The sequence below is a fragment of the Acinetobacter sp. 226-1 genome (assembly GCF_030329325.1).
GTDB classification, from domain to species: domain Bacteria; phylum Pseudomonadota; class Gammaproteobacteria; order Pseudomonadales; family Moraxellaceae; genus Acinetobacter; species Acinetobacter sichuanensis.
Genome location: NZ_JACANU010000001.1, coordinates 261,186 through 282,673 on the forward strand (window position 1 = coordinate 261,186; position 21,488 = coordinate 282,673).

Annotated in this window: 18 protein-coding genes and 1 tRNA gene; 8 read left to right on the forward strand and 11 right to left on the reverse strand. The window is 35.7% G+C overall.

Annotation, left to right across the window (positions count from 1 at the left end; genetic code table 11):
• Nucleotides 1–289: 289 nt before the first annotated feature.
• From HX124_RS01250 to HX124_RS01260, 3 genes are all read right to left on the reverse strand, one after another.
• A tRNA-Arg gene (locus HX124_RS01250) sits at nucleotides 290–365 on the reverse strand.
• Between the two features lie 170 nt (nucleotides 366–535).
• Nucleotides 536–2,008 carry an outer membrane protein transport protein gene (locus HX124_RS01255; protein WP_286381704.1) on the reverse strand — a complete coding sequence of 491 codons (1,473 nt, stop codon included), beginning with the start codon at nucleotides 2,006–2,008 and terminating at the stop codon, nucleotides 536–538.
• A 393-nt stretch (nucleotides 2,009–2,401) separates the two neighbouring features.
• Nucleotides 2,402–3,754, reverse strand: a complete 1,353-nt coding sequence (locus HX124_RS01260) for an amino acid permease (RefSeq protein WP_286381705.1) — start codon at nucleotides 3,752–3,754, stop codon at nucleotides 2,402–2,404.
• 308 nt (nucleotides 3,755–4,062) lie between these two features.
• On the opposite strand from HX124_RS01260, the gene prpF reads away from it, so the two are divergent.
• The 3 genes from prpF (at nucleotide 4,063) to HX124_RS01275 (ending at nucleotide 7,996) form a co-directional block, all read left to right on the forward strand.
• On the forward strand, nucleotides 4,063–5,250 hold the full coding sequence (gene prpF, locus HX124_RS01265) for a 2-methylaconitate cis-trans isomerase PrpF (protein WP_107007480.1): 1,188 nt from the start codon (nucleotides 4,063–4,065) through the stop codon (nucleotides 5,248–5,250).
• Between the two features lie 681 nt (nucleotides 5,251–5,931).
• The gene (locus HX124_RS01270; protein WP_286381706.1) at nucleotides 5,932–6,876 is read left to right on the forward strand and encodes a GGDEF domain-containing protein; all 945 of its coding nucleotides are present in this window, start codon (nucleotides 5,932–5,934) and stop codon (nucleotides 6,874–6,876) included.
• A gap of 178 nt (nucleotides 6,877–7,054) precedes the next feature.
• Nucleotides 7,055–7,996 (forward strand): polyprenyl synthetase family protein, encoded by a 942-nt coding sequence (locus HX124_RS01275; RefSeq protein ID WP_502872796.1) that lies wholly within the window; start codon nucleotides 7,055–7,057, stop codon nucleotides 7,994–7,996.
• Nucleotides 7,997–8,072: 76 nt separating this feature from the next.
• Here the strand turns inward: HX124_RS01275 and HX124_RS01280 are convergent, their stop codons facing one another.
• The 6 genes from HX124_RS01280 to HX124_RS01305 all read right to left on the reverse strand — a co-directional run bounded on the left by HX124_RS01280 (nucleotide 8,073) and on the right by HX124_RS01305 (nucleotide 13,130).
• Nucleotides 8,073–8,264, reverse strand: coding sequence for a hypothetical protein (locus HX124_RS01280; protein ID WP_286381708.1), 192 nt, complete (start codon nucleotides 8,262–8,264; stop codon nucleotides 8,073–8,075).
• Between the two features lie 109 nt (nucleotides 8,265–8,373).
• The gene (gene putP / locus HX124_RS01285; RefSeq protein WP_286381709.1) at nucleotides 8,374–9,870 is read right to left on the reverse strand and encodes a sodium/proline symporter PutP; all 1,497 of its coding nucleotides are present in this window, start codon (nucleotides 9,868–9,870) and stop codon (nucleotides 8,374–8,376) included.
• Nucleotides 9,871–10,027: 157 nt separating this feature from the next.
• Nucleotides 10,028–10,882 (reverse strand): SPFH domain-containing protein, encoded by an 855-nt coding sequence (locus HX124_RS01290; protein WP_286381710.1) that lies wholly within the window; start codon nucleotides 10,880–10,882, stop codon nucleotides 10,028–10,030.
• A gap of 26 nt (nucleotides 10,883–10,908) precedes the next feature.
• The gene (locus tag HX124_RS01295) at nucleotides 10,909–11,379 is read right to left on the reverse strand and encodes an NfeD family protein (RefSeq protein ID WP_107007484.1); all 471 of its coding nucleotides are present in this window, start codon (nucleotides 11,377–11,379) and stop codon (nucleotides 10,909–10,911) included.
• Between the two features lie 137 nt (nucleotides 11,380–11,516).
• On the reverse strand, nucleotides 11,517–12,437 hold the full coding sequence (locus tag HX124_RS01300) for a patatin-like phospholipase family protein (protein WP_107007485.1): 921 nt from the start codon (nucleotides 12,435–12,437) through the stop codon (nucleotides 11,517–11,519).
• A gap of 66 nt (nucleotides 12,438–12,503) precedes the next feature.
• Nucleotides 12,504–13,130: a lysophospholipid acyltransferase family protein gene (locus HX124_RS01305; protein WP_286376242.1), complete on the reverse strand. Its 627-nt coding sequence runs from the start codon at nucleotides 13,128–13,130 to the stop codon at nucleotides 12,504–12,506.
• A gap of 134 nt (nucleotides 13,131–13,264) precedes the next feature.
• Between HX124_RS01305 and HX124_RS01310 the strand changes: the two genes are divergently transcribed.
• The 4 genes from HX124_RS01310 (at nucleotide 13,265) to HX124_RS01325 (ending at nucleotide 18,379) form a co-directional block, all read left to right on the forward strand.
• The gene (locus tag HX124_RS01310) at nucleotides 13,265–14,554 is read left to right on the forward strand and encodes an MFS transporter (RefSeq protein ID WP_286381945.1); all 1,290 of its coding nucleotides are present in this window, start codon (nucleotides 13,265–13,267) and stop codon (nucleotides 14,552–14,554) included.
• A gap of 135 nt (nucleotides 14,555–14,689) precedes the next feature.
• Nucleotides 14,690–16,351 carry a phosphoethanolamine transferase gene (locus HX124_RS01315; RefSeq protein WP_286381711.1) on the forward strand — a complete coding sequence of 554 codons (1,662 nt, stop codon included), beginning with the start codon at nucleotides 14,690–14,692 and terminating at the stop codon, nucleotides 16,349–16,351.
• 12 nt (nucleotides 16,352–16,363) lie between these two features.
• Nucleotides 16,364–17,044, forward strand: coding sequence for a response regulator transcription factor (locus tag HX124_RS01320; protein ID WP_107007488.1), 681 nt, complete (start codon nucleotides 16,364–16,366; stop codon nucleotides 17,042–17,044).
• A gap of 3 nt (nucleotides 17,045–17,047) precedes the next feature.
• Complete coding sequence (locus HX124_RS01325; protein WP_107007489.1) at nucleotides 17,048–18,379, forward strand: ATP-binding protein; 1,332 nt, start codon at nucleotides 17,048–17,050, stop codon at nucleotides 18,377–18,379.
• Between the two features lie 195 nt (nucleotides 18,380–18,574).
• Here the strand turns inward: HX124_RS01325 and HX124_RS01330 are convergent, their stop codons facing one another.
• Complete coding sequence (locus HX124_RS01330; protein ID WP_107007490.1) at nucleotides 18,575–19,252, reverse strand: phosphatase PAP2 family protein; 678 nt, start codon at nucleotides 19,250–19,252, stop codon at nucleotides 18,575–18,577.
• A 124-nt stretch (nucleotides 19,253–19,376) separates the two neighbouring features.
• On the opposite strand from HX124_RS01330, the gene HX124_RS01335 reads away from it, so the two are divergent.
• Nucleotides 19,377–20,078: an HAD family hydrolase gene (locus HX124_RS01335; protein WP_286381712.1), complete on the forward strand. Its 702-nt coding sequence runs from the start codon at nucleotides 19,377–19,379 to the stop codon at nucleotides 20,076–20,078.
• A 47-nt stretch (nucleotides 20,079–20,125) separates the two neighbouring features.
• Here HX124_RS01335 and HX124_RS01340 read toward each other — a convergent pair whose 3' ends face one another.
• Complete coding sequence (locus tag HX124_RS01340) at nucleotides 20,126–21,313, reverse strand: ammonium transporter (RefSeq protein ID WP_286376236.1); 1,188 nt, start codon at nucleotides 21,311–21,313, stop codon at nucleotides 20,126–20,128.
• Between the last annotated feature and the right edge of the window lie 175 nt (nucleotides 21,314–21,488).

Consider the following 21,488-nt stretch of genomic DNA (forward strand, 5'->3'; position numbering starts at 1 on the left):
TACTTCTTTTTACAAAATAACATATAAAAAATAAGAGTAAATACTCTAAGAATTGAAAATATAAAAAAAGTGTAAACGCTGTAGTTTATTATTTGTACTGGAATTATTTAATTTAAAATGAATCAAATGTTTAGATGTTTTTTATTGATTGAAAATTCAAATGAATGATTTAATGTCTATTGCGTAAGAACTAGACTTTTAAATGCATTAGAAAACGTTAAAAATAAAAGATTAAACATAATGGAGAAAAGATTTTGTTGTGATGATTAATTTTTTGACAGGGTTGTAATGGTACGCTCTGCGGGACTCGAACCCACGTCGGTCGCTTAGGAGGCAACTGCTCTATCCGGTTAAGCTAAGGGCGTCTAAAGTTCAGTGATTAATGTAATATAATTATATTTAAATATAAAGTTGAATTTTATATATAAATTAAGTATTAAATAAAATTTATTTTAAAAATAACTAACCTCTTTAAAGCATAATATAAATTAAAATAATCATACTGACTTTAAAGAGGTTTTTAGATTATAAAAAATTAAAATTTATAACCAATTTTTAAACCATAAGCGATTGCATTATTATCACTAAAATCTGCTACATAATCATTGCCCGCATTTTGAGAGGATACTTGACCTTTTGCATCTCCAAGCCAAAAGTATTTTACTCCTCCAGCAATAAAGTAGTTCGGTGCTGGACTAAACTGTAAGCCCACGCCCACATTCCAATAACCTTCTGTTGGACCAAGTGCAGTGACAGGATTACCTGCACCAGAGTCCCATCCAGCAGAAACATTACCTGACCATTGTTCATTGAGTTTGCGACCAACACCGACAGTTGCATTCCATTGGTCTTTAGAGTATTGCAATAAATTAAAGCCGCCTGGACGATTAATTGAAGGAAGTTGTCCTACAACCTCTGAAACCATGCCAAATTTAACAGGGCGCAGTTCAAAATCTTTCCAATTTACCCAACGAATATTTGCAAATGCGACAGTATCTTTCATCACACCTGATTGTAGGTCGATATTGACAGACTGTGGCGTACTAATTTTGGTATCGCCTGTTGCTGTAGCGATTTGTGTAGCGGCAGCAGCAGCTTGTTCACCGAGTAAACCGAGTGCGGATATAGTTGGTAAATTTTCTTGTGTTTCAATATCATGATCAACTTTAGAGCGATATGTCACAGATGCTTTTAGTGCAATTTCAGGAATCTGATATGCTGCACCAACGAGCCAACCATAACCATCTGTTTCTTTTAGGGTTGCATCATAACCATTATAAACGCTAGTCGCTTGCCCACGAAGGCTGACCTGTCCTTTAATCGTTTGGTAAACACCACCTGCATAAAAGTTTAAATTTTTATTGGGTTGAAAACCAAAAATCATAGCGAGGTTGTTAGAGTCAACTTCAGCACGAGTTGCACCTTGTCCTACTAGACCATTGACTTGGGCAATGCCTGCATCAACCTGCGCAGCAACATTGGCATCAATAAGATCTTTGGTATTACCCAAAGGTGTTGGTGTATTATTGTTATACATGCCTTGTGCTTGAGCAACTGAAAAGCCTGCTTTTTTTGCAAATGCTTCAATGGCTAAAGGTGTACTACTCGCAATTTTGGAGCTACGTAGCGCACTCATTGTTGCTGAAGATAAAATAGTCGTACTTGCATCTGTTACAAAAACATTACTGCCAGTGTATTGAACATCTGCACCAAAGGGCTGATCGTATAAAAGACCAAATGATATATGATCGGTGACTTGAAGTTTTAGGGCTGCTGAGGGAAAGTAATAGTCATTGCCCATATCCTCAATATTTCGATGTGTTTCACTTGTGCCAGCATCTCGTCCTTCAACGGTTGGGTCTAATACAGAAAGACCTGCTTCGAAATAATTATTGGGCTGTAAAAATGCTGAAATAGATTGTCCAGAGCGATCCATTGCGGCAGCAAATACACTGCTAGTCGGTAATAAACTGAGTAAAACAGCTGAGTAAAGAGCATTTATCTTCATCGACCTATTCCTTGATATTATTTTAAATTTCTTTTCTTTTGCTTTTTGTACAGGTCTTAATAGAATTGTTTTGATTAATCACTGCACTTTTTGAAGATAGCATGTTTCTAAATAAGCACAATATATTTTTTGGCAGAAGTGACAGGCTTATTTGTCAAAATAATCAATAAATTAAGTGAATGTGCATTTTTTAAAAATAATTGAAATAATAAGAAAAATGATATTTTTCATAATATTAGGTCATATTTTAATCAAAAAAAGAGATATTGGTCATGATCCAATATCTCTTTTTAGTCGGTCTATCAAGCTTTTGATATGAGTATTGTCTGTATTTTTGATTGATTATTACAGCAATATATTTTTCCAAAACTTTGATTCAGTACCAATATTTTTCTATTGTTGTCGATTTAACATTTTATATAGCCCAAACATCAGTACAATCCATACAGGAATCATTAAAACTGACTCTTTAAAGCCTTGAGTCCACATAATGTAAAGCACAGTTGCAATAAAAATCAGCACCAGATAATTACTAATTGGTGCCCAAAGTGCAGGAAATTTAGTTTTTGTTCCTTCACGTTGCATTGCTTGTTTGAACTTTAAGTGCGTTAAGCTGATCATTGCCCAGTTTAAAACCAGTGCGCCTACAACAATATAAATTAAATGGCTAAGTGCTTCTTCAGGTGCTTTATAATTTAAAATCACACAACCAAAAATTAACAAAGCGGACATCAAAACTGCAGCAATTGGTACACCTTGCTTATTCACTTTCAATAAAAACTTAGGCGCATTACCTTGTAAGGCTAAACCGTAAAGCATACGACTGTTGGCATACATTCCGCTGTTATAAACTGAAAGTGCAGCAGATAAAATGATGAAATTAACAAGGTTTGCAGCCCAACCGATGCCGATCAGTGTAAAGACCATAACAAATGGGCTTTTATCTAAACTACCACCATCAAATAAATTCCAAGGCACCAACGACAATAAAATAATGATTGAACCAATATAGAAAATAAGAATACGTGGAATAATTTGGTTAATTGCTTTAGGAATTGTTTTTTCTGGATCTTTTGCTTCTGCTGCTGCCATACCAATTAATTCGATACCGCCAAAGGCAAACATAAGAAAGGCAAGCATATAAAATAAGCCTTCAAAACCATGTGGAAAAAATCCACCATGTTCCCAAAGATTACTAAAACTATAGCCTGCTGTTGGATCTGCGGTAAAAATCAAATAAATACCGAAAATAATCATTGCAATAATGGCTGTAACTTTAATAATAGAAAGCCAAAATTCTGATTCACCATAAAACTTAACATTTGCTAAGTTAATTGCAGTAATCGCAACGAAAAAGACTAAAACAGTGACCCACGCAGGAATGTGAGGCCACCAATAGTTAATATATTTTGCAGCAGCAGTTAACTCTGACATTGCCACCAAAATATATAAAATCCAATAATTCCAACCTGCTAAGAAACCTGCAAATTTACCCCAATATTTATTGGCAAAATGGCTAAAAGAACCCGCAACAGGTTCATGTACAATCATTTCACCTAATTGGCGCATGATTAAAAATGCAATTAAACCACCAATGGCATAACCTAAAATGATCGATGGTCCAGCAGATTGTATGACTTGAGCGGAACCTAAGAATAAGCCAGTACCAATTGCACCACCCATAGCGATGAGTTGGATATGACGGTTCTTTAAGCCACGCTGAAGGGTAGTTGACTCTTTATTCAAAATGATCAGCCCAACAATGGAGAAGAAAACAGATTGTAATTCATTGATTTGAGATATCCTAGTATCCCCAGTTCATCTCTGATTGTTTAGAATATGTATACTTTATTATTATTGTGAAAATTTATGTAAAATCAAAGAAATACTTTTTTGGGCTGATATGAAAAATTCTTATTTATTTTCTTTGGGTTATTATATTTTTAGACTTAAGTCATGTAATGAATGATTTTTATTGAAAAAACAGAGTAATATAAAATTGAACTACGATTCAATATTTGCAACAACAACGATAAGCTGAAGGAATAAGACCAATGAGTTTTGCACCGCAAATTAAAATACCTGCAACTTACATGCGTGGTGGTACGAGTAAAGGTGTTTTTTTTAAACTTGATGATTTACCTGAACGTGCACAAAGTGCAGGTCAAGCACGTGATCAATTGTTATTACGTGTGATTGGTAGCCCAGATCCGTATGCAAAACAAATTGATGGAATGGGTGGCGCAACTTCAAGTACCAGTAAAACAGTGATTTTGTCTAAAAGTCAGCAAGCAGAACATGATGTGGATTATCTGTTTGGACAAGTTTCAATTGATAAAGCATTTGTCGATTGGAGTGGTAATTGTGGCAACTTGACAGCAGCAGTAGGCTCTTTTGCAATTAGTAATGGTTTAGTCGAAGCATCACGTATTCCTGAAAATGGCATTTGTACTGTGCGTATTTGGCAAGCCAATATTCAAAAAACGATTATTGCTCATGTACCTATAAGCAATGGTCAAGTGCAAGAAACAGGAGATTTTGAACTTGATGGCGTCACTTTTCCTGCTGCTGAAGTTCAAATTGAATTTTTAGACCCTGCGGATGATGGTGAAGAGGGTGGTGCAATGTTTCCAACAGGAAATGTTGTAGATACTTTGGAAGTGCCTGAAGTTGGTACTTTTCAAGTTACTTTGATCAATGCAGGCATTCCAACAATCTTTTTAAATGCTGAAGAGATTGGTTATCAAGGTACAGAGCTACAAGAAGCAATAAATAGTGATACAGCAGCGTTGGCACGTTTTGAGAAAATTCGTGCATATGGTGCAGTAAAAATGGGCTTGATTTCGGATGTAAGTGAAGCTGCAAATCGTCAGCATACACCTAAAGTGGCTTTTGTTGCTCAGCCAAAAACTTATACTTCTTCAAGTGGTAAGGTTGTTACAGAAGCCGATACCGATCTTTTGGTTCGTGCTTTATCTATGGGTAAGCTACATCATGCCATGATGGGAACCGCAGCCGTTGCGATTGGAACTGCGGCAGCAATTCCTGATACTTTAGTGAATTTAGCTGCTGGTGGTGGTGAGCGTGAAGCTGTACGCTTTGGGCATCCATCAGGAACTTTACGTGTCGGTGCACAAGCATTACAAGAAAATGGTCAATGGGTGGTAAAAAAAGCGATCATGAGTCGTAGTGCACGTGTACTCATGGAAGGTTGGGTGCGTATCCCTGCTGATAGCTTCTAAATTTTAAAATCACTTTTAAATTATTTACTGATGTTACGCATTGGATTTAAATTAAATAGTTGAAAAAAGCAAAAGCTAAATTTACACGATGGGGTCTTACATCTAAAGTTAAAATTTGGGATTAGCCACTGCGTCTTGCACTTCGTCAAAGTATACTTTGACTTGCTCAGGCTCGACCTACTTTTGTTTCGGCAAAAGTAGGCAAAACCATTGTTATCCGCAAAACTCGTCGACCACCGCAAATTGATAAATACATCGCAGAAACATTTCTACCTAAAGTAGTCCTGCCTCAAACACGTTGCGGATGACGTTTTCGCGTATCCACATTTTTCTAGCTCCAAAGTTTAATTTTAGAGTTACTGCATAACATCAGTTATTTATCATGAATGAGATCTCTAATTGTTGATGCAGTTAGGGATTTTTCATTTTAATATAAAAAATGATGGTGATTATTTTTTAATCTTTTCTTAAATTAGATATATTTTTAAAGTATAAAAAATTATAATGAGCCGCATTCAAAATCACATGACTTTTCAGAAAGATATTTAAAGCTATTTCTTACGCATTTTTTTGTGTTTTAAGTCAAGATCATAGAAGACCAATAGGCATGCAACGAAGTCTAATGTATTTGAATATAAATAGAGAATAGTTGGATGAATACTCATACTGAAGGGGTAATGTATGGAACACGAACAACCACAGATTAATCAGATTTTGTCTGATATTGATTTTATACAAGCTTTAAAAAATCTAGAAAAAATTGATTTAGTTTCGTTTATTTCAAGATTACCTTTACCGATCGCAATTTTAGAAATGGATTCGCGTTTAATTGGTGTAAATCAGCAATTTGCAGATATTTTCCAAAGTGATGCATTATATTTAAGTGGCAAATTGCTGAATAATTTTTCGAATATTATTTATTCGCATTTCATCGCAGCGATTGAAAAATTTCAAGATGGTGAAGAACAAGCAAATTTTGAGTTTTATTCTAAAGGGCATTTTTATTTATCTTATTTTAAGGTATTGCATGATATTGAACAAAATATTAATGCAGTGATTTTAATTTGTGCGGATGTCACGCGTTTAAAGCGCCGTGAAAAAGTTTTAATTTTAAATAATCAAAAGTTACATGATCATTTATTTATTGATGATCTTACAGGTTTGCCAAATAAAATGGCTTTTGATCGTTTTATTCAAGAAAAAGTTGTAAAAAATAAGCAAACTTTATATGCATTTATGAAAATTGATTTAGATCATTTTAAAAAGTTTAATCAAGTACATAGTTACACTTACGGTGATGAAATTTTAACTGAAATTGGACGACTATTAAATGATGAGTTAAACGCAGACTATGCACATATATTTCGTTTAAATTCAGCAAGTTTTGTGATTGTTGTACAGGGAATGACGCAGTGGGCTGTGTTAACTTTAGCAGAACGTTTAAAAATTAAAATTATGCAGGAAAATATTGCTCTAGATACATTAAAAAATGAAATTTTAACAGCTTCTATCGGCATTTATCATCTGAGTGCTGAACAAGATCATGATATTTTACAACAGTTAGATCTTGCTGTGCGTCAGGCAAAAGCACAAGGTCAAAACTCGATTCATGTTTTAAGTACATAAGTGAAATAGGTTAACTAAAATAACCTAAATAGATTTGATAATGATCAATTTAAAGCCTAAGAATGCGTTCATCTTTATACGATAAAAGCGCAGAAACATAACAATAGGAATTGTTTTGAAATAGATGTCTAGTCAGGCATTTCAGGGTAGAATGAGCAAGGCTAAAATATTGAGTTAAATGACTCACCATTTGAATTTCGAGGCAAAAGTGACCGCAATTTCTAATGTGAATGCAGATGTATTAAAGCAAGCGCAACAGCGTATTCAGCAGGATTTACAAACAGCATTAGAGGCTTTTTCTCTTCCTGAACCCTTAAAGTCGGCAGTACATCATGCTGTAATGTTAGGCGGGAAGCGTGTTCGTCCTGCTCTATGTTATGCAACTTCACAATTACAGGAAAATAATCCTAACTTTGCAGCAGTGCGCCGTGCGGCTATTGCGATTGAATTAATACATTGTTATTCGTTGGCACATGATGATTTGCCTTGTATGGATAATGATTTATTACGTCGAGGACAACCGACATGTCATGCTGCTTTTAGTGAAGATACCGCTTTATTGGCGGGTGATATTTTACAATCAATGGCTTTTGAGGTGTTGGGAAGCCGATTATTTGATCAGATGCAAGCAGTGGAGGCTGAAATTGTATTAAAACAAATGCAAATTTTAGCGACAGCATCTTCAAAAATGGTTTGTGGTCAAGTCCTTGATTTACAGGCTGAAGGTAAGCATGTAGATCAGGCTCAGCTAGAAAATATTCATCGTAATAAGACAGGTGCTTTAATTCAGGCAGCAATTATGATGGCTGCCGTTACTATCTTTAAAGGTACAGATCAGGCAATTCCTCAATTAAGACAATTTGGGCAAAGCATAGGTCTTGCATTTCAGGTGCAAGATGACATTTTGGACATCATTTCAGATACTGAGTCTTTAGGAAAAACAGCAGGTAAAGATGAACAAGTTGATAAATCAACATATCCTGCATTAATGGGTTTGGAACAAGCAAAAATCTATGCTCAAAGTCTGCATAATCAAGCTTTTGAAGCACTTTCTTATTTTGGTGAAAATGCCTTAGAACTCAATCAAATTTCTCAATTTTTGCTTTCACGTAAAAGTTAAAGCTGAGTTTTAATTTAAAAAAGTTGAAATCTAAAGCCGATTTAGATTTCAACTTTTATTTTTTCTAAGACTCGATTTATTTGTGATTTTCTATAAAACTGGTCAATGTTTGATAACATGATGCAGCATCTAAGTGTTTAACAGACTGGACAATTTTTTGAATTTCTCCCTTTGTCCATTGTTCTTTTTTTGCAATAAAAACGAAAGAAGCAAGCCAAATAAAAGGGGGGTCTTGTGGTCTAAGATATAAATGCTTAAGTTTTTTCAATTTTATTTTCCAACGTATGTTTATGATTATATTTTAAGAAATTTAAGTTGTTTGAATTAAAAATAGGGCTCTTTTGAACCCTATTTTCAATAACTTATAGAATACGCTTTTATTTTGATTCTTGGTAGAGTTGATCTGCTTTTTCAAAACGCTCAATAATTGCAGTATTTGGTTTTTTACTCGCTAAACTCACTACAATAATGGCAATCATAGAAGCCATAAAGCCCGGAATAATCGAATAAAGATCTGTCTGAATGAGTTGAGGAACAGTGACCCAAAGAATCACAACCACAGCACCCACGACCATACCCGCAATTGCACCTGACAACGTCATACGTTTCCAGAACAAAGATAAAATAATCAGTGGACCAAACGCTGCACCAAAGCCTGCCCAAGCATTTGCAACTAAGCCCAAAACTTCTGAATCAGGATCATGTGCCAGTACAATCGCTAAAATTGCGATCAGTAAAACCATTAATCGACCGATCCAAACCAACTCTTTTTGTGAGGCATTTTTACGAATAAAAGCTTTATAAAAATCTTCAGTCAAAGTGCTTGAGCAGACCAACAACTGACAGCTTAATGTACTCATAACAGCAGCCAAAATTGCAGCAAGTACAATACCTGCAATCCATGGATTAAATAAAATCTTGGTTAATTCTATAAAAATCGTTTCATGATTTGCTGTTACATTGCTCGCTAATTCTGGATTTAAATAGAAGAATGCAATACCAAAGAAGCCTGCTGTAACTGCACCACCTAAACAGAGAATCATCCAACTCATTCCAATACGACGTGCATTTGGAATAGATTTTACTGAGTCAATTGCCATAAAGCGCACAAGAATATGTGGTTGACCAAAATAGCCTAAACCCCAAGCCAAAGATGACAATACGGCGACTGTACTTAAATTGGTAAATAAATTTAGAGCTTGTGGGCGAGCAGCTTCAAGTGCCATAGTGACATGTGATAAATCACCAATGCTCAAAATGGTGACGATAGGTGTCAGTAATAAAGCAAAAATCATCAAAGTTGCTTGAATGGTGTCAGTCCAACTGACTGCCAAGAAGCCACCAATAAATACATAACTGATGGTCGCAATCGCACTAATCCAAAGGGCATTATTGTATGACATGTCAAACATACCTTCGAAAAGACGAGCGCCTGCTACCATGCCAGAAGCACAATAAACTGCAAAGAAAATCAGAATGACCATTGCTGAAATGACACGTAAGACTTTTTTACGATCATCAAAGCGATTTGAAAAATAATCAGGTAGGGTTAATGCATTGTTTTGTATTTCAGTATGTACACGTAAACGACCTGCCACCAACAGCCAGTTGAGCCATGCACCGATGATGAGACCAACAGCGATCCAGATTTTGGATAAACCAAATAAGTAAATCGCGCCTGGTAAGCCCATGAGTAACCAGCCACTCATATCAGATGCACCTGCCGATAAGGCAGTGACGAAACTTCCTAAACGACGTCCACCTAAAATATAGTCAGAAAAATCTTGAGTTGCTCGGTAAGCCATTAAGCCAATAACCAACATGGCGACTATATAAAAAATAAAGGTAATTAAGGTAGGGTCTAGGGAGCTCATACGCAATCCAAGTGTATGGTGGACAACAATTGAAATGATTAAATTTCAAAAATAACGTGAAATTTAAGCATAAATTCACAATTTTTGCTGACTATTTATTGTGCAAAATAAAAATAGGTCATTTAAAAATGACCTATTTATTTGAAAATTATATAAATTATTGATTTCGACCCATAACGCCACGAATCGTATTTAGGATATCAGCAGGCAAGACAACAGTTTTGGCATTGTTAGATTTTGCCATGTCTTGCATGGCTTTCACATATTGTTCACCCAATAAATATGCGACAGGAATTTCTTTATCTCCAACTGCACTGGTCACCATTTCGATGGCTTTTTGTGATGCTTCAGCTAAGACCACTTGGGCTTCTGCATCACGACGAGACGCTTCTAAGCGACCATCTGCTTCTAAAATAGCAGCTTGTTTTTCACCATCTGCTTTGGTCACTGTAGCACGACGTTGGCGTTCGGCTGCGGCTTGTGCTTCCATTGCTGACTGCATGGTTGGTGAAGGCTGAATATCTTGGATTTCAACAGTTTTTAGGGTAATACCCCAGTCGGAAATGTCATCTGAAATCGCTGCTTTTAGTTTTGCTTTAATATGGTCACGTGAAGATAATGCATCATCTAAATCCATTTCTCCCACGATAGAACGTAGAGAGGTTTGTACAAGGTTTTGAATCGCCCATGTATAATTCTCAATACCATAAACTGCTTTTTCGGGAGTGGTAATATTAATATAGGCGACAGCATTCATTAAAAGTACAGCATTGTCACGTGTAATCACTTCTTGGGAGGGAATATCTAAGACTATATCTTTGGTGGTAATTTTATAAGCAACTTCATCCACATAAGGAATGATAAAATTGAGCCCAGGACTTAAAGTACTATCATATTTTCCTAAACGCTGCACAATCCATTTATAACCTTGCGGAACAATACGTACACCTTTAAAAATAGTGACACCAACAAAAACTAAGAGTGCTAATACAATAATTGAAGCAACTGACATTTTTTATTCCTCATTTTTAAAAATCATTATAAAGATGATGTGCTTTGATGGGGCTGAATGACTAAATCATTACCCAAAATATCAATGACACGAACCCGATCACCTACAGCAACAGGAGAAAGTGTTCGACAGTTCCATTCATCAGCACCTAAAACAGGCATAGGAAAACGAACTTTGACTTGATCATGTGCTAAGTTGATTTGAATCACCATGCCAACTTGACCAATTGTGGCTTCACGCGGTAAACCCGCTTTAGTTTTATCAATGGAGAGCGGTTTAATGAATTTAAACCAAAGTACGGTGCATGTGATTGAAAAAATAATCCAAAGAATGACTTGGGTTGAAAAAGATAAGGATGGAAAAAGCCAAGAAAATACGGCAACAAGCATAGCTGCAATACCAAATAACAGAGCAGCAAAAGAAGGTAAAATGAGCTCAGCAATCATGAGCAAAACGCCCAACACTAACCAGTGCCAAGGTTCTATAATAAAATTCATACATCTACTCGAATTGTGATCATTGATATAGATGACGGATCATCTATATCAATGTAACAGATCAAAACTAGATTGAGTATTAAAAAATCAGTTTATTTGAGTAGATGTATTACATCAAATTTTCAGCTTGAGCAAAATTAAATTGCTGCTTTGGGTGCAGGTTTAAAGGCTGCTGGAGATTTTTTGAAATTGTTAATCGCAGCTTGAATAGCAGTGATCTTCAATTGTGCTGCTTTTTCACCTTCTAAAATGGCTTGATTACTAGCTTTTAAATCTAAAGTACCCAAATGCCCAACTTTAGGTTGAATCACAATGTTGGCTTGTGAAAGTTCAGAGTTAATACTTTGTTGCCCCATAATATTGATGGTTTGGTCGAGTAAACCCCACATATTGATCGGTTGGCTGCCTGAAGGGCGTGCGGAAATATCAACAGCAATGACGATATCAGCCCCCATATTTTTGGCTGTTTGCACAGGAATAGGGCTGACTAAGCCACCATCTACATATTGAGTTTTACCAATGGTCGTAGGTACAAAAACATTAGGAATACTACAAGAGGCACGTACTGCTTGACCTGCATTACCTTTAATAAACTCAGCTTTTTTGCCGTTATCTAAACGTGTTGCAACCGCAGCAAAGCGGATTGGAAATTTTTCAATTGGTTTATTACTCACGTTACTGTTGACATAGTTTTGGAGTTTTTCACCTAATACAATCCCTTGTCTGTTTAAGGTTAAATCACGAAGATCTGACTCTTTAAGTTGTTGAGCAATTTGTTGCATTTGATAAGGTGTTTTACCGCTTGCATAAATACTACCGACAAAGCTACCTGCACTTGTACCTGTCACAATTTTAGGTTTAATTCCATGTGATTCGAGCACTTTAATCACACCAATATGCGCAAAACCTTTAGCACCACCGCCGCCAAGTGCAAGGGCAATGATAGGTTCACGTGCTTGAATTGTTGTAGAGGTTTTGGGTGGTGTTTGTGTCGTTTTATCACAACCAACAAGGGCTAAACCCATTAAACCAATCAGACCGAAATGTTTCACTTGCATGGTACTTGTCTATTCATCAATGAGGCAAAATATGGGCATCATCTGAACAGATTACGCCGTTATTTTCTAGCGCTTTTTAAACAGTTTTTGTAACGGTTTTGCCAGACGCTCAGGGTTTTTAGGTGAAAAATTACCTTCATAATACTGAAAAATACATGCTAAATCGGCTTCATAATCTCCGCTTGGGTGTAATACACCTAAACAACGAATCACTTTATGGTCATAATCTAAAGCAAACATCACAATTGGAATGTGCGCACCTACTGCGATGTGGTAAAAACCACTTTTTATTTTTTCAGCTTTGTTACGTGTGCCTTCAGGTGCTATTGCTATCCAAATTTTTTCAGTATGTTGTATCACCTTGATGATTTGCTCAGTGAGACCATGCGGCGAGTCACGTTGTACAGGAATGACACCAATCCATTTAAAAATACGGTCAAAAGGGGGCTTAAATAAGCTATCTTTTCCAAAAATAGTGACACGCAAGCCAATGCCAAGCATGGCTAAAAAAGCATATAAACCATCAAAGTTTGAGGTATGTGGTGACACAATCGCAACCGCTTTAGGTAAATTTGGAAATTCGCCCTCAAAGCGCCAACCTTGTGCAAGATATAGTTTTCTAAATAAAGCTCTACTTTTTTTAGTTCCTCGTTGGGGAACTTGATCGGGTAGTTCTGGAAAATGTAATGTCATTGTTTTTACATCAAGCTAAAACTATTTGTAAATATTAAACTTTCAAGTAAAAGATTACATGGATAAATTGTAATAATTGGTCAATATAAGCGTGTTGGAGCGCAGCTCAGGTGTATGAAAAGGTCAATCTTAATATAGCAAAAGCATCACATTTATATGTTTTGCTCTTTTCTTTGTATTGGGCACAAGGTTTACCTGTGGGTTTTATGACGCATGCACTGCCTGTGATTTTACGTGCGCAAGGCGTGTCATTAGCACATATCGGTGGCTTTGGTTTATTGATGGCACCTTGGGCAATCAAAGTTTTATGGGCACCTTGGGTTGACCGTTTTGGGGGATCAGCTTGGGGGCATTATCGAAGTTGGATTGTACCTAGCCAGCTTTTGACTGTGATGATCTTAATCATTTTGTCTTTTTTACCCATTCAAGCACTCAATCAGCCAATGTATTTGTTTGGGTTCTTTATTGCTTTGTTATTCATGAATGGCATTGGTGCCACACAAGATATTGCAACAGATGCTTTGGCAGTCAATATTTTAAAAGGAGAGCAACAACACTGGGGTAATATGTTTCAGGTTGTAGGTTCTCGACTGGGTTTTATTGTTGGTGGTGGGGCAATTTTATGGGCACTTGATCGTTTGACATGGCAAACGACATTTTGGGTTTTGGCAGGTATTGTATTACTGAATATTTTTCCTATTTTATTTTATAAAGAGCCTATTCATCAGGTCAATTTTGAAAAAACCAGCAAAAATGACAAGCTCATTCCGCATGATGTATTACCCAAACTAAAAGTATATTTGCATTATTTTGTTCAAAGTAAAATGATGTTGTATTGGTTGATTGTGCTTTGCAGTATAAAAATTACAGATGGCTTAATGGGACCCATAACGAAACCTTTATTGGTTGACTTGGGGCTATCTTATGCACAAATAGGTATTTATATCACTATGCTTGGTGCTGTAGCTGCGTTAGGTGGTGCTGCTATAGCGAGTATATTTTTACACTATTTTTCTCGTGGTCAGGCTTTAATTATTTTTTCACTTTTAAAGTTATTGAGTCTTTTCGGTTATGTCGCTTTGGCATATCAATTTGAATATCAGCAGCAGATCAATACGCATTTGATTTATTTGATCAATGCCTTAGAAGACATGTTTTCTGCAATGCTCTTGGTCGTTGTTTTAACTTTAGTAATGCAATATAGTCGTAAAAGCCATGCAGGGACTGACTTTACATTTCAAGTATCAATCATGGCATTGGTGAGTGGGTTGTTATATAGCCTAAGTGGTATTTTGGGTGATGCTTTAGGTTATTTCCATTATTTAGTGGTAATTTTGGTGATCGGTTTGGTTAGTTTTATACCATTAATATTATGGTATCGTATTTTTTTAGCCCAAGAAAAGATGAAAATTAAACCAATGTAATAAAATGGTATATAGAAAAATTGATTTTTTTCATGGTATTAAAGTGTTTTCTTAAAGCCAATTCAGTTTAAATTAAGTGATTCTTAAGGTTCATTTTTTAAAGTAAAGCATCTTTTATGAGTTGATCAGACCGAGATGTTAGGCTTTATTCAGAAAATTACAGATAAAAAAAGAACAGTTTCTCTTACAGTATTTAGTTTATTAATGGCTGTGTGGCTGGGTGTATGTTTAAATTTTGCATTTTATCAACAAATTCATCGGTTAACGCCTTATCAAGGCTTTAAATCTTATGTTTTTTTAGCAGCAACAGCCTGTATTTTAGTTGCTTTATATAACTTAATTTTACAAATTTTTGCATGGAAATGGACGCAGAAAGTCATCACGATAGTGTTGCTTTTTGTAGGTGGATTTAGTGCATATTTTGTGAATTCTTTAGGCGTGGTGATTTCACCTGATCAAGTCCAAAATATGATGCAAACGGATCCTGCAGAGGTTCGTGATTTGATCTCATTACGTTTTATATTATGGGTTTTTGCTTTTGTTGTTTTGCCAATTGCTTTTGTGTTGTGGATACAGATCGGTACAGAATCATGGTCTAAAGTTATCTTAAAAAAAGTGGCGAGTACTTTTGCATCTATCGCCGTAATTGGTTGCTTTTTGTTTATTTATTATGTCGATTTTGCAGCCATTTTCCGTGAGCATCGTGATTTAAAAGGTATGATTTCTCCGCAAAATGTCTTTGCTGCAACCAGCTCTTATTTTCATAAAAGAGCACCTAAACAAAATTTACCTTTGATTCATTATGGTGAAGATGCTCATTTAGTTGAAGATACTTCAACACAACGCCATCCTAAACTTATGGTGTTAGTTGTGGGTGAAACGGCACGTGCTGAAAGTTTTTCTTTAAATGGTTATGCTAAAAATACCAATCCAAATTTGTCAAAACAGACAGGAATTTTAAACTATAGCCAAGTGAGCTCATGTGGCACAGCGACAGCAGTTTCTGTCCCATGTATGTTCTCTGGTATGCCAAGAACAGAATATGATGAGCAATTGGCAAGTCATCGTGAAGGCATGTTAGATATCGCGCAACGTGCGGGTTATAAAGTAACGTGGATTGATAATAATTCAGGGTGTAAGGGCACATGTAATCGTGTAGAGCAGTACAAAATTCCTGAAAACTTAAAACAAAAATGGTGTAAAGATGAGGAATGTTTAGATGGTATTTTGGTTGATAGTTTAAAACAATATTTATCTGAAATTCCAAAAGATGATAAAACACCACGTTTAATTGTATTGCATCAAATGGGTAGTCATGGTCCTGCGTATTACAAACGAGCATCAGCGCAATATCAAAAATTTAAGCCTACTTGTGATACAAATGCGATTCAAGGATGTACACGTGAGGAATTATTGAACAGTTATGATAATACGATTGTGTATACTGATGATGTATTGAATCAAGTGATTGAATTATTGAAAATCCAAACACAATATCGTACTGGTTTTTGGTATCTCTCTGATCATGGTGAGTCGACAGGTGAACATGGAATGTATTTACATGGCGCGCCCTATACAATTGCACCAACACAGCAAACACATGTACCTATGATTCTTTGGTTTTCAGATGATTGGAAAAAATCTCATGCTCAACAAATTGAGTGTTTAGCGGCACAAAAAAATAAATCTCTAAGTCAGGATAATTTATTTCCAAGTGTTTTAAGTTTGTTAGATGTGAAAACCCAAGTGATTAACCAAAAGAACAATATGCTCAGTCAATGCGCTGTACGTAGCTAAAGGAAATCAAACATGACCAAAATCTTAATGATAGAAGATGATTTTATGATTGCTGAATCAACGCTGACATTGTTGCGTTTTCATCAATATGAAGTGGAATGGGTCAATAACGGTTTAGATGGCATCAAACAGTTAACTCAGCAACAATTTGATTTGATTTTACTTGATTTGGGTTTGCCTCTGATGGATGGCATGCAGGTGCTAAAACAAATCCGTCAACGTGTAACAACACCTGTATTAATTATTTCAGCGCGTGATCAGTTACAAAATCGTGTGGATGGTTTAAACCAAGGAGCAGATGATTATCTGATTAAACCGTACGAATTTGACGAGTTAATTGCACGTATTCAAGCCTTATTAAGACGTGCAAACCAAACTAAGTCTTTACAGGCAAATGCTGAAATTCTTAAAAATGGTGATCTTGTTTTAGATGTGGAACAGCATCTAGCCATATTCAAAGGCGAAGCTGTAGAGCTTTCTAAACGTGAATGGGCAATTCTTATTCCATTGATGACTCATCCAAACAAAATATTTTCCAAAGCCAATTTAGAAGATAAGTTATATGCTTTAGATAGTGAAATTAATAGTAATACCATAGAAGTTTATGTACATCACATTCGTTCAAAATTAGGTAAAGATTTTATTCGTACAATTCGTGGTTTGGGATATCGACTAGGGCAAAGCGTAGCTTAGTATATGAAAGAAAATCAGCACTATTCCCTTCGAAAGCGTTTAATCGCTTATGTTTCTTTATTTAGTGTCATCTTAGGATGCGTGCTTATTTTCACTGCATATAAAATTTCTTTACATGAAACGACTGAAATTTTAGATGCACAAATGGTGTATTTGGCTGAACGTTTGGAGAAAAATGTTCGTCCTTTAGAAAGTCAATTTAGTCATCAAAAACGTTATCATGAAGAAGACTTATTTGTTGATGTTTGGGCATATTCTGAACGTAAAGATTTAACCCATGAAAATCATTATCTGATTGAACCTAAAACTAAAGCAGGATTTTATACCCAAGAAACTGAACATGGTACATGGATCGCTTATGTGCTGCCTACTGAACAATATCAGATTCAAATTAGCCAACAATTTAAAGTCAGAGAACACCTCGCTTTTGAATTAGCAGGGACGATGTTTTTGCCCTACTTAGTGATTATGCCACTGGCTTTATTGGGTTTGATTTTAATTATTCGCCGAAGTTTAAGACCTTTGGATACGTTTAAGTCTGAATTATCACGACGTGATCCGAACTCTTTATCTTCTATTCAAAATAATGATTATCCTCAAGAATTAATCCCTACGATCAATGAAATGAATCATTTATTTGAACGAATTTCGTTATCGCAACAAGAACAGCGTCAATTTGTAGCAGATGCGGCACACGAACTCAGGACACCAATAACAGCTTTAAATTTACAAACTAAAATTTTAATGAGTCAGTTTCCTGAAGACCCTAACTTATTAAATTTAAGTAAAGGTTTAGCCCGCATGCAGCACTTAGTTACACAACTTTTAGCACTTGCAAAACAAGATTCATCTTTAAGACATGAACGCATCGCAACTCATTTTCAGTTAAATGATGTGGCATTAAATTGTGTTGAGCAATTGGTTAACTTAGCCATGCAAAAGGACATTGATTTAGGTTTTTTAAGAAATGATACTGTGCAAATGTATAGTATTGAACAAAGTGTTCATTCGATTATTTTTAACTTAATTGATAACGCAATTAAATATACGCCTAATACAGGTATTATTAACATCTCAGTTTTTGAAGATCTACATGGCTTTGCATGGATCAAGATAGAAGACAGTGGAGCAGGCATAGACGCTGACTTATATGACAAAGTGCTGAAACGTTTCTATCGTGTGCATCATCACTTAGAAGTTGGAAGTGGTTTGGGTCTATCAATTGTAGATAAAGCAGTACAGCATTTACATGGTGAGTTACAGCTTTTACGCAGTGAAGAGTTGGGTGGGCTTGAGGTTTTAGTAAAGTTACCTACACAGTTGATTGAAAAGTAATGAAAAATTGATCAATTTTGTATTTACAATTTGATAGTGATATTTTTCTATGAGATGAGGTAAAAGGGCTCAAACTGAACCTTTTTACCTATCATGACGTTTGATCTAACTTTTGAGTATAAGGGTAATTAATCATAATATTTTTCAAATTACTGATATTTAAAAGAATGGTGGTTTTTCCTAGTAATCATTAAATTATGCTGCTTTAAATTTTTTATAGAAAATAAGATATAAGAATGCATTGATCGCAAAAATAACCCAAGCAGTCCAAAGGTTATGGCTGAGAAAATGTGCACCTCGCATCATTTGTCCCCAACCCATCACAAAACCTAAAATGAGCCCTAAACCAAGAAAAATATAAGCACGTCGAGCTGAAGCCAAACGATAAACGAAATACCCTGTCATTAAGGCAAAACCTGAACAAGCATGTCCCCCCGGAAAGCAATGTCCTTGTGTTGCAGAAAAATCCCAATTAAATCCAGAGCTTGTCGTTTGAATCATATTCCATGGGCATGCATGGCGAGATTGTGATTTTAATAGACCAATCACAGCCATTGAAAATAAACTCACCCAAAACATATAACCATAAAGCCAGCGAGAAGGTTTTAGTTTTTCTAATTTAAAAGAGGCAAGCCATAAAGATAGAAAACTCACATAAACAATAATGAGTAGATATTTTAAATACTTATGGTTCCATTGTACTAAATAGTAATTATCACGATACAAAAAATGTCCAGATTGATCCATCCAAGGATGAATAAGATATTGATCTATTGCACCACCAATAGGAAAAAAGAACCATAATATTGCAAAAGTGATTAGGCTAATAAATATATAGGTTAATGCTATTTTATTAAATTTTGATAGAAGCATATCGAATTAAATGTAAAAGATAGATGGAAATATAGTTGATCATTTAAACAGTTTAAACTTAAATGAGGATTAATCTATCTGTGCATTTTGAATAGAAAATGCTGTTTTATTTTGATGAATGATTATGAATATTCAAGCGGTAATTTTTGACTTAGATAATACTTTAACGCATAGAGATCAAAGCATAGTGCGTTATGCCCAAAATTTTTTACAATATTATTCTTCTTGTTTAGTCGAGCAGGTAACTTCATCAGTAAGCTTATTAGAGCAAACTATAAATATTATTCGACGGATTGATCAGGGAGGATATCCTAAAAAAGAGTTTTTAACTCATCCGAGTATTGCCGCATCCGTTGGTTATGCACTCACTCAAGAATTACTTTGGTCAAAAACACCTCCTCTTGAAGAATTAACACATTATTGGTTTCAACAGTTTGGTTTAGCAGCAGTTGCCATGCAAGGTGCAGTAGAATTATTGCAATATTTACAAGGGCAACAGTATAAATTGGCTGTGATTTCTAATGGCGGTCATGCAACACGTTTAAAAATTTTAGAAGGTTTAGCATTTAGTCATTATTTTGATGAAATTATCAGTTCTGAATTGGTTGGCGTGAGTAAGCCTAAACCTGAAATTTTTTTGCAAACTTGTCAGCGTTTACAGGTTCAGCCAGCACAAAGTTTATATATTGGTGATCATCCTATCAATGATTATGCAGGTGCAACTGGTGCGGGTTTGAATGCAATATTGTTAAATGGTTTTCATCAAGATGTTGAGCATATTCCTCATCGCATTGATTCATTACAACAGGTTTTAGATTATTTATAAATAAAAACAGCAACATCATTGTTGCTGTTAAATATAGAAAGTCATTGCTAGAAAATAGCATCTTCAGAGTTTGCTGAAATTTTGTGAATGGAAAGGTCTGCACCACGAAACTCATCTTCTTGGCTGAGGCGAATGCCCATTGTAACTTTTAAAACACCATAGACAGTAAATGCGCCAGCTAAAGCAATAATAATCGCAAAAATAGTGCCTAAAATTTGTGACATCATTGCAACGCCACCTAAACCACCTAACCATTTTTGCCCAAATAAGCCCACAGCGATGCCACCAAAAGCACCACATACACCATGTAATGGCCATACACCAAGTACGTCGTCAACTTTTAGTTTATTTTGTGTATAAGTAAAGAGTTTGACAAAAAAGAATCCTGCACACATACCAATCAACAATGCGCCGATAGGATGCACAATATCTGAACCTGCACAAATTGCAACTAAACCTGCTAATGGACCGTTATGTAAAAACCCAGGGTCTTCCTTACCAAAAAAGTTAGCAGAAATCGTGCCGCCAACCATTGCCATGAGTGAGTTGATGGCAACTAAACCTGAAATTGCATCTAAACGTTGTGCGCTCATGACATTAAAGCCAAACCAGCCTACGATTAAAATCCAAGAGCCAAGTGCTAAAAAAGGAATAGAAGAAGGTGGATGTGCACTGACACGACCATCTTTCTTATAACGACCATGACGAGCACCCAATAAAATGACAGCAGCTAATGCCATCCAACCACCTACAGCATGTACGACCACAGAACCTGCAAAGTCATGAAAAGATGCACCAAATGTATTTTTTAGCCATTCTTGTAATCCAAAATTACCATTCCAAGCAATTCCTTCAAAAAAAGGATAAACCAAAGCCACTAAAAATAATGTTGCAATGGCTTGTGTTCGCATTTTGGCGCGTTCAGCGATTCCACCTGAAATAATGGCAGGAATTGCAGCAGCAAAAGTCAGTAAAAAGAAACAGCGCATGAGATTATAGCCATGCTCAGCAGAAAGTTGTGCACCTGAATGGAAAAAATGCTGACCATAAGCAATATAATAACCTACAAAAAAATAGGCGATTGCGGAAATAGAGAAATCAGTCAAAATTTTACTGAGCGCATTCACCTGATTTTTATGGCGAACCGTGCCAAGTTCTAAAAAAGCAAATCCTGCATGCATTGCAAGTACAAGAATTGCACCGAGAAGAAGAAATAGAAGGTCGATATTTTGCATAGGGTACTTATTTGGTGCTATATGTCACAGTTTGGTTCAAGTATAACGAGCTATTTTGAGTCGTGAAGAGGCGAAGATAAGGGAAAAATTGATCAAAAATCGAGAAGACAAGGCAAGACTCGATATAAAGCAAAGCGTTGCACCAAGTCGGATTTTATGCACCATAATAGTGCGT

Bases quoted from the DNA above. Each gene is read 5' to 3' on its own strand.
- HX124_RS01255 (WP_286381704.1), bottom strand. From the start codon at position 2,008: ATGAAGATAAATGCTCTTTACTCAGCTGTTTTACTCAGTTTATTACCG.
- prpF (WP_107007480.1), top strand. From the start codon at position 4,063: ATGAGTTTTGCACCGCAAATTAAAATACCTGCAACTTACATGCGTGGT.
- HX124_RS01270 (WP_286381706.1), top strand. From the start codon at position 5,932: ATGGAACACGAACAACCACAGATTAATCAGATTTTGTCTGATATTGAT.
- HX124_RS01275 (WP_502872796.1), top strand. From the start codon at position 7,055: ATGACTCACCATTTGAATTTCGAGGCAAAAGTGACCGCAATTTCTAAT.
- putP (WP_286381709.1), bottom strand. From the start codon at position 9,870: ATGAGCTCCCTAGACCCTACCTTAATTACCTTTATTTTTTATATAGTC.
- HX124_RS01290 (WP_286381710.1), bottom strand. From the start codon at position 10,882: ATGTCAGTTGCTTCAATTATTGTATTAGCACTCTTAGTTTTTGTTGGT.
- HX124_RS01295 (WP_107007484.1), bottom strand. From the start codon at position 11,379: ATGAATTTTATTATAGAACCTTGGCACTGGTTAGTGTTGGGCGTTTTG.
- HX124_RS01300 (WP_107007485.1), bottom strand. From the start codon at position 12,437: ATGCAAGTGAAACATTTCGGTCTGATTGGTTTAATGGGTTTAGCCCTT.
- HX124_RS01305 (WP_286376242.1), bottom strand. From the start codon at position 13,130: ATGACATTACATTTTCCAGAACTACCCGATCAAGTTCCCCAACGAGGA.
- HX124_RS01315 (WP_286381711.1), top strand. From the start codon at position 14,690: ATGTTAGGCTTTATTCAGAAAATTACAGATAAAAAAAGAACAGTTTCT.
- HX124_RS01320 (WP_107007488.1), top strand. From the start codon at position 16,364: ATGACCAAAATCTTAATGATAGAAGATGATTTTATGATTGCTGAATCA.
- HX124_RS01325 (WP_107007489.1), top strand. From the start codon at position 17,048: ATGAAAGAAAATCAGCACTATTCCCTTCGAAAGCGTTTAATCGCTTAT.
- HX124_RS01330 (WP_107007490.1), bottom strand. From the start codon at position 19,252: ATGCTTCTATCAAAATTTAATAAAATAGCATTAACCTATATATTTATT.
- HX124_RS01335 (WP_286381712.1), top strand. From the start codon at position 19,377: ATGAATATTCAAGCGGTAATTTTTGACTTAGATAATACTTTAACGCAT.
- HX124_RS01340 (WP_286376236.1), bottom strand. From the start codon at position 21,313: ATGCAAAATATCGACCTTCTATTTCTTCTTCTCGGTGCAATTCTTGTA.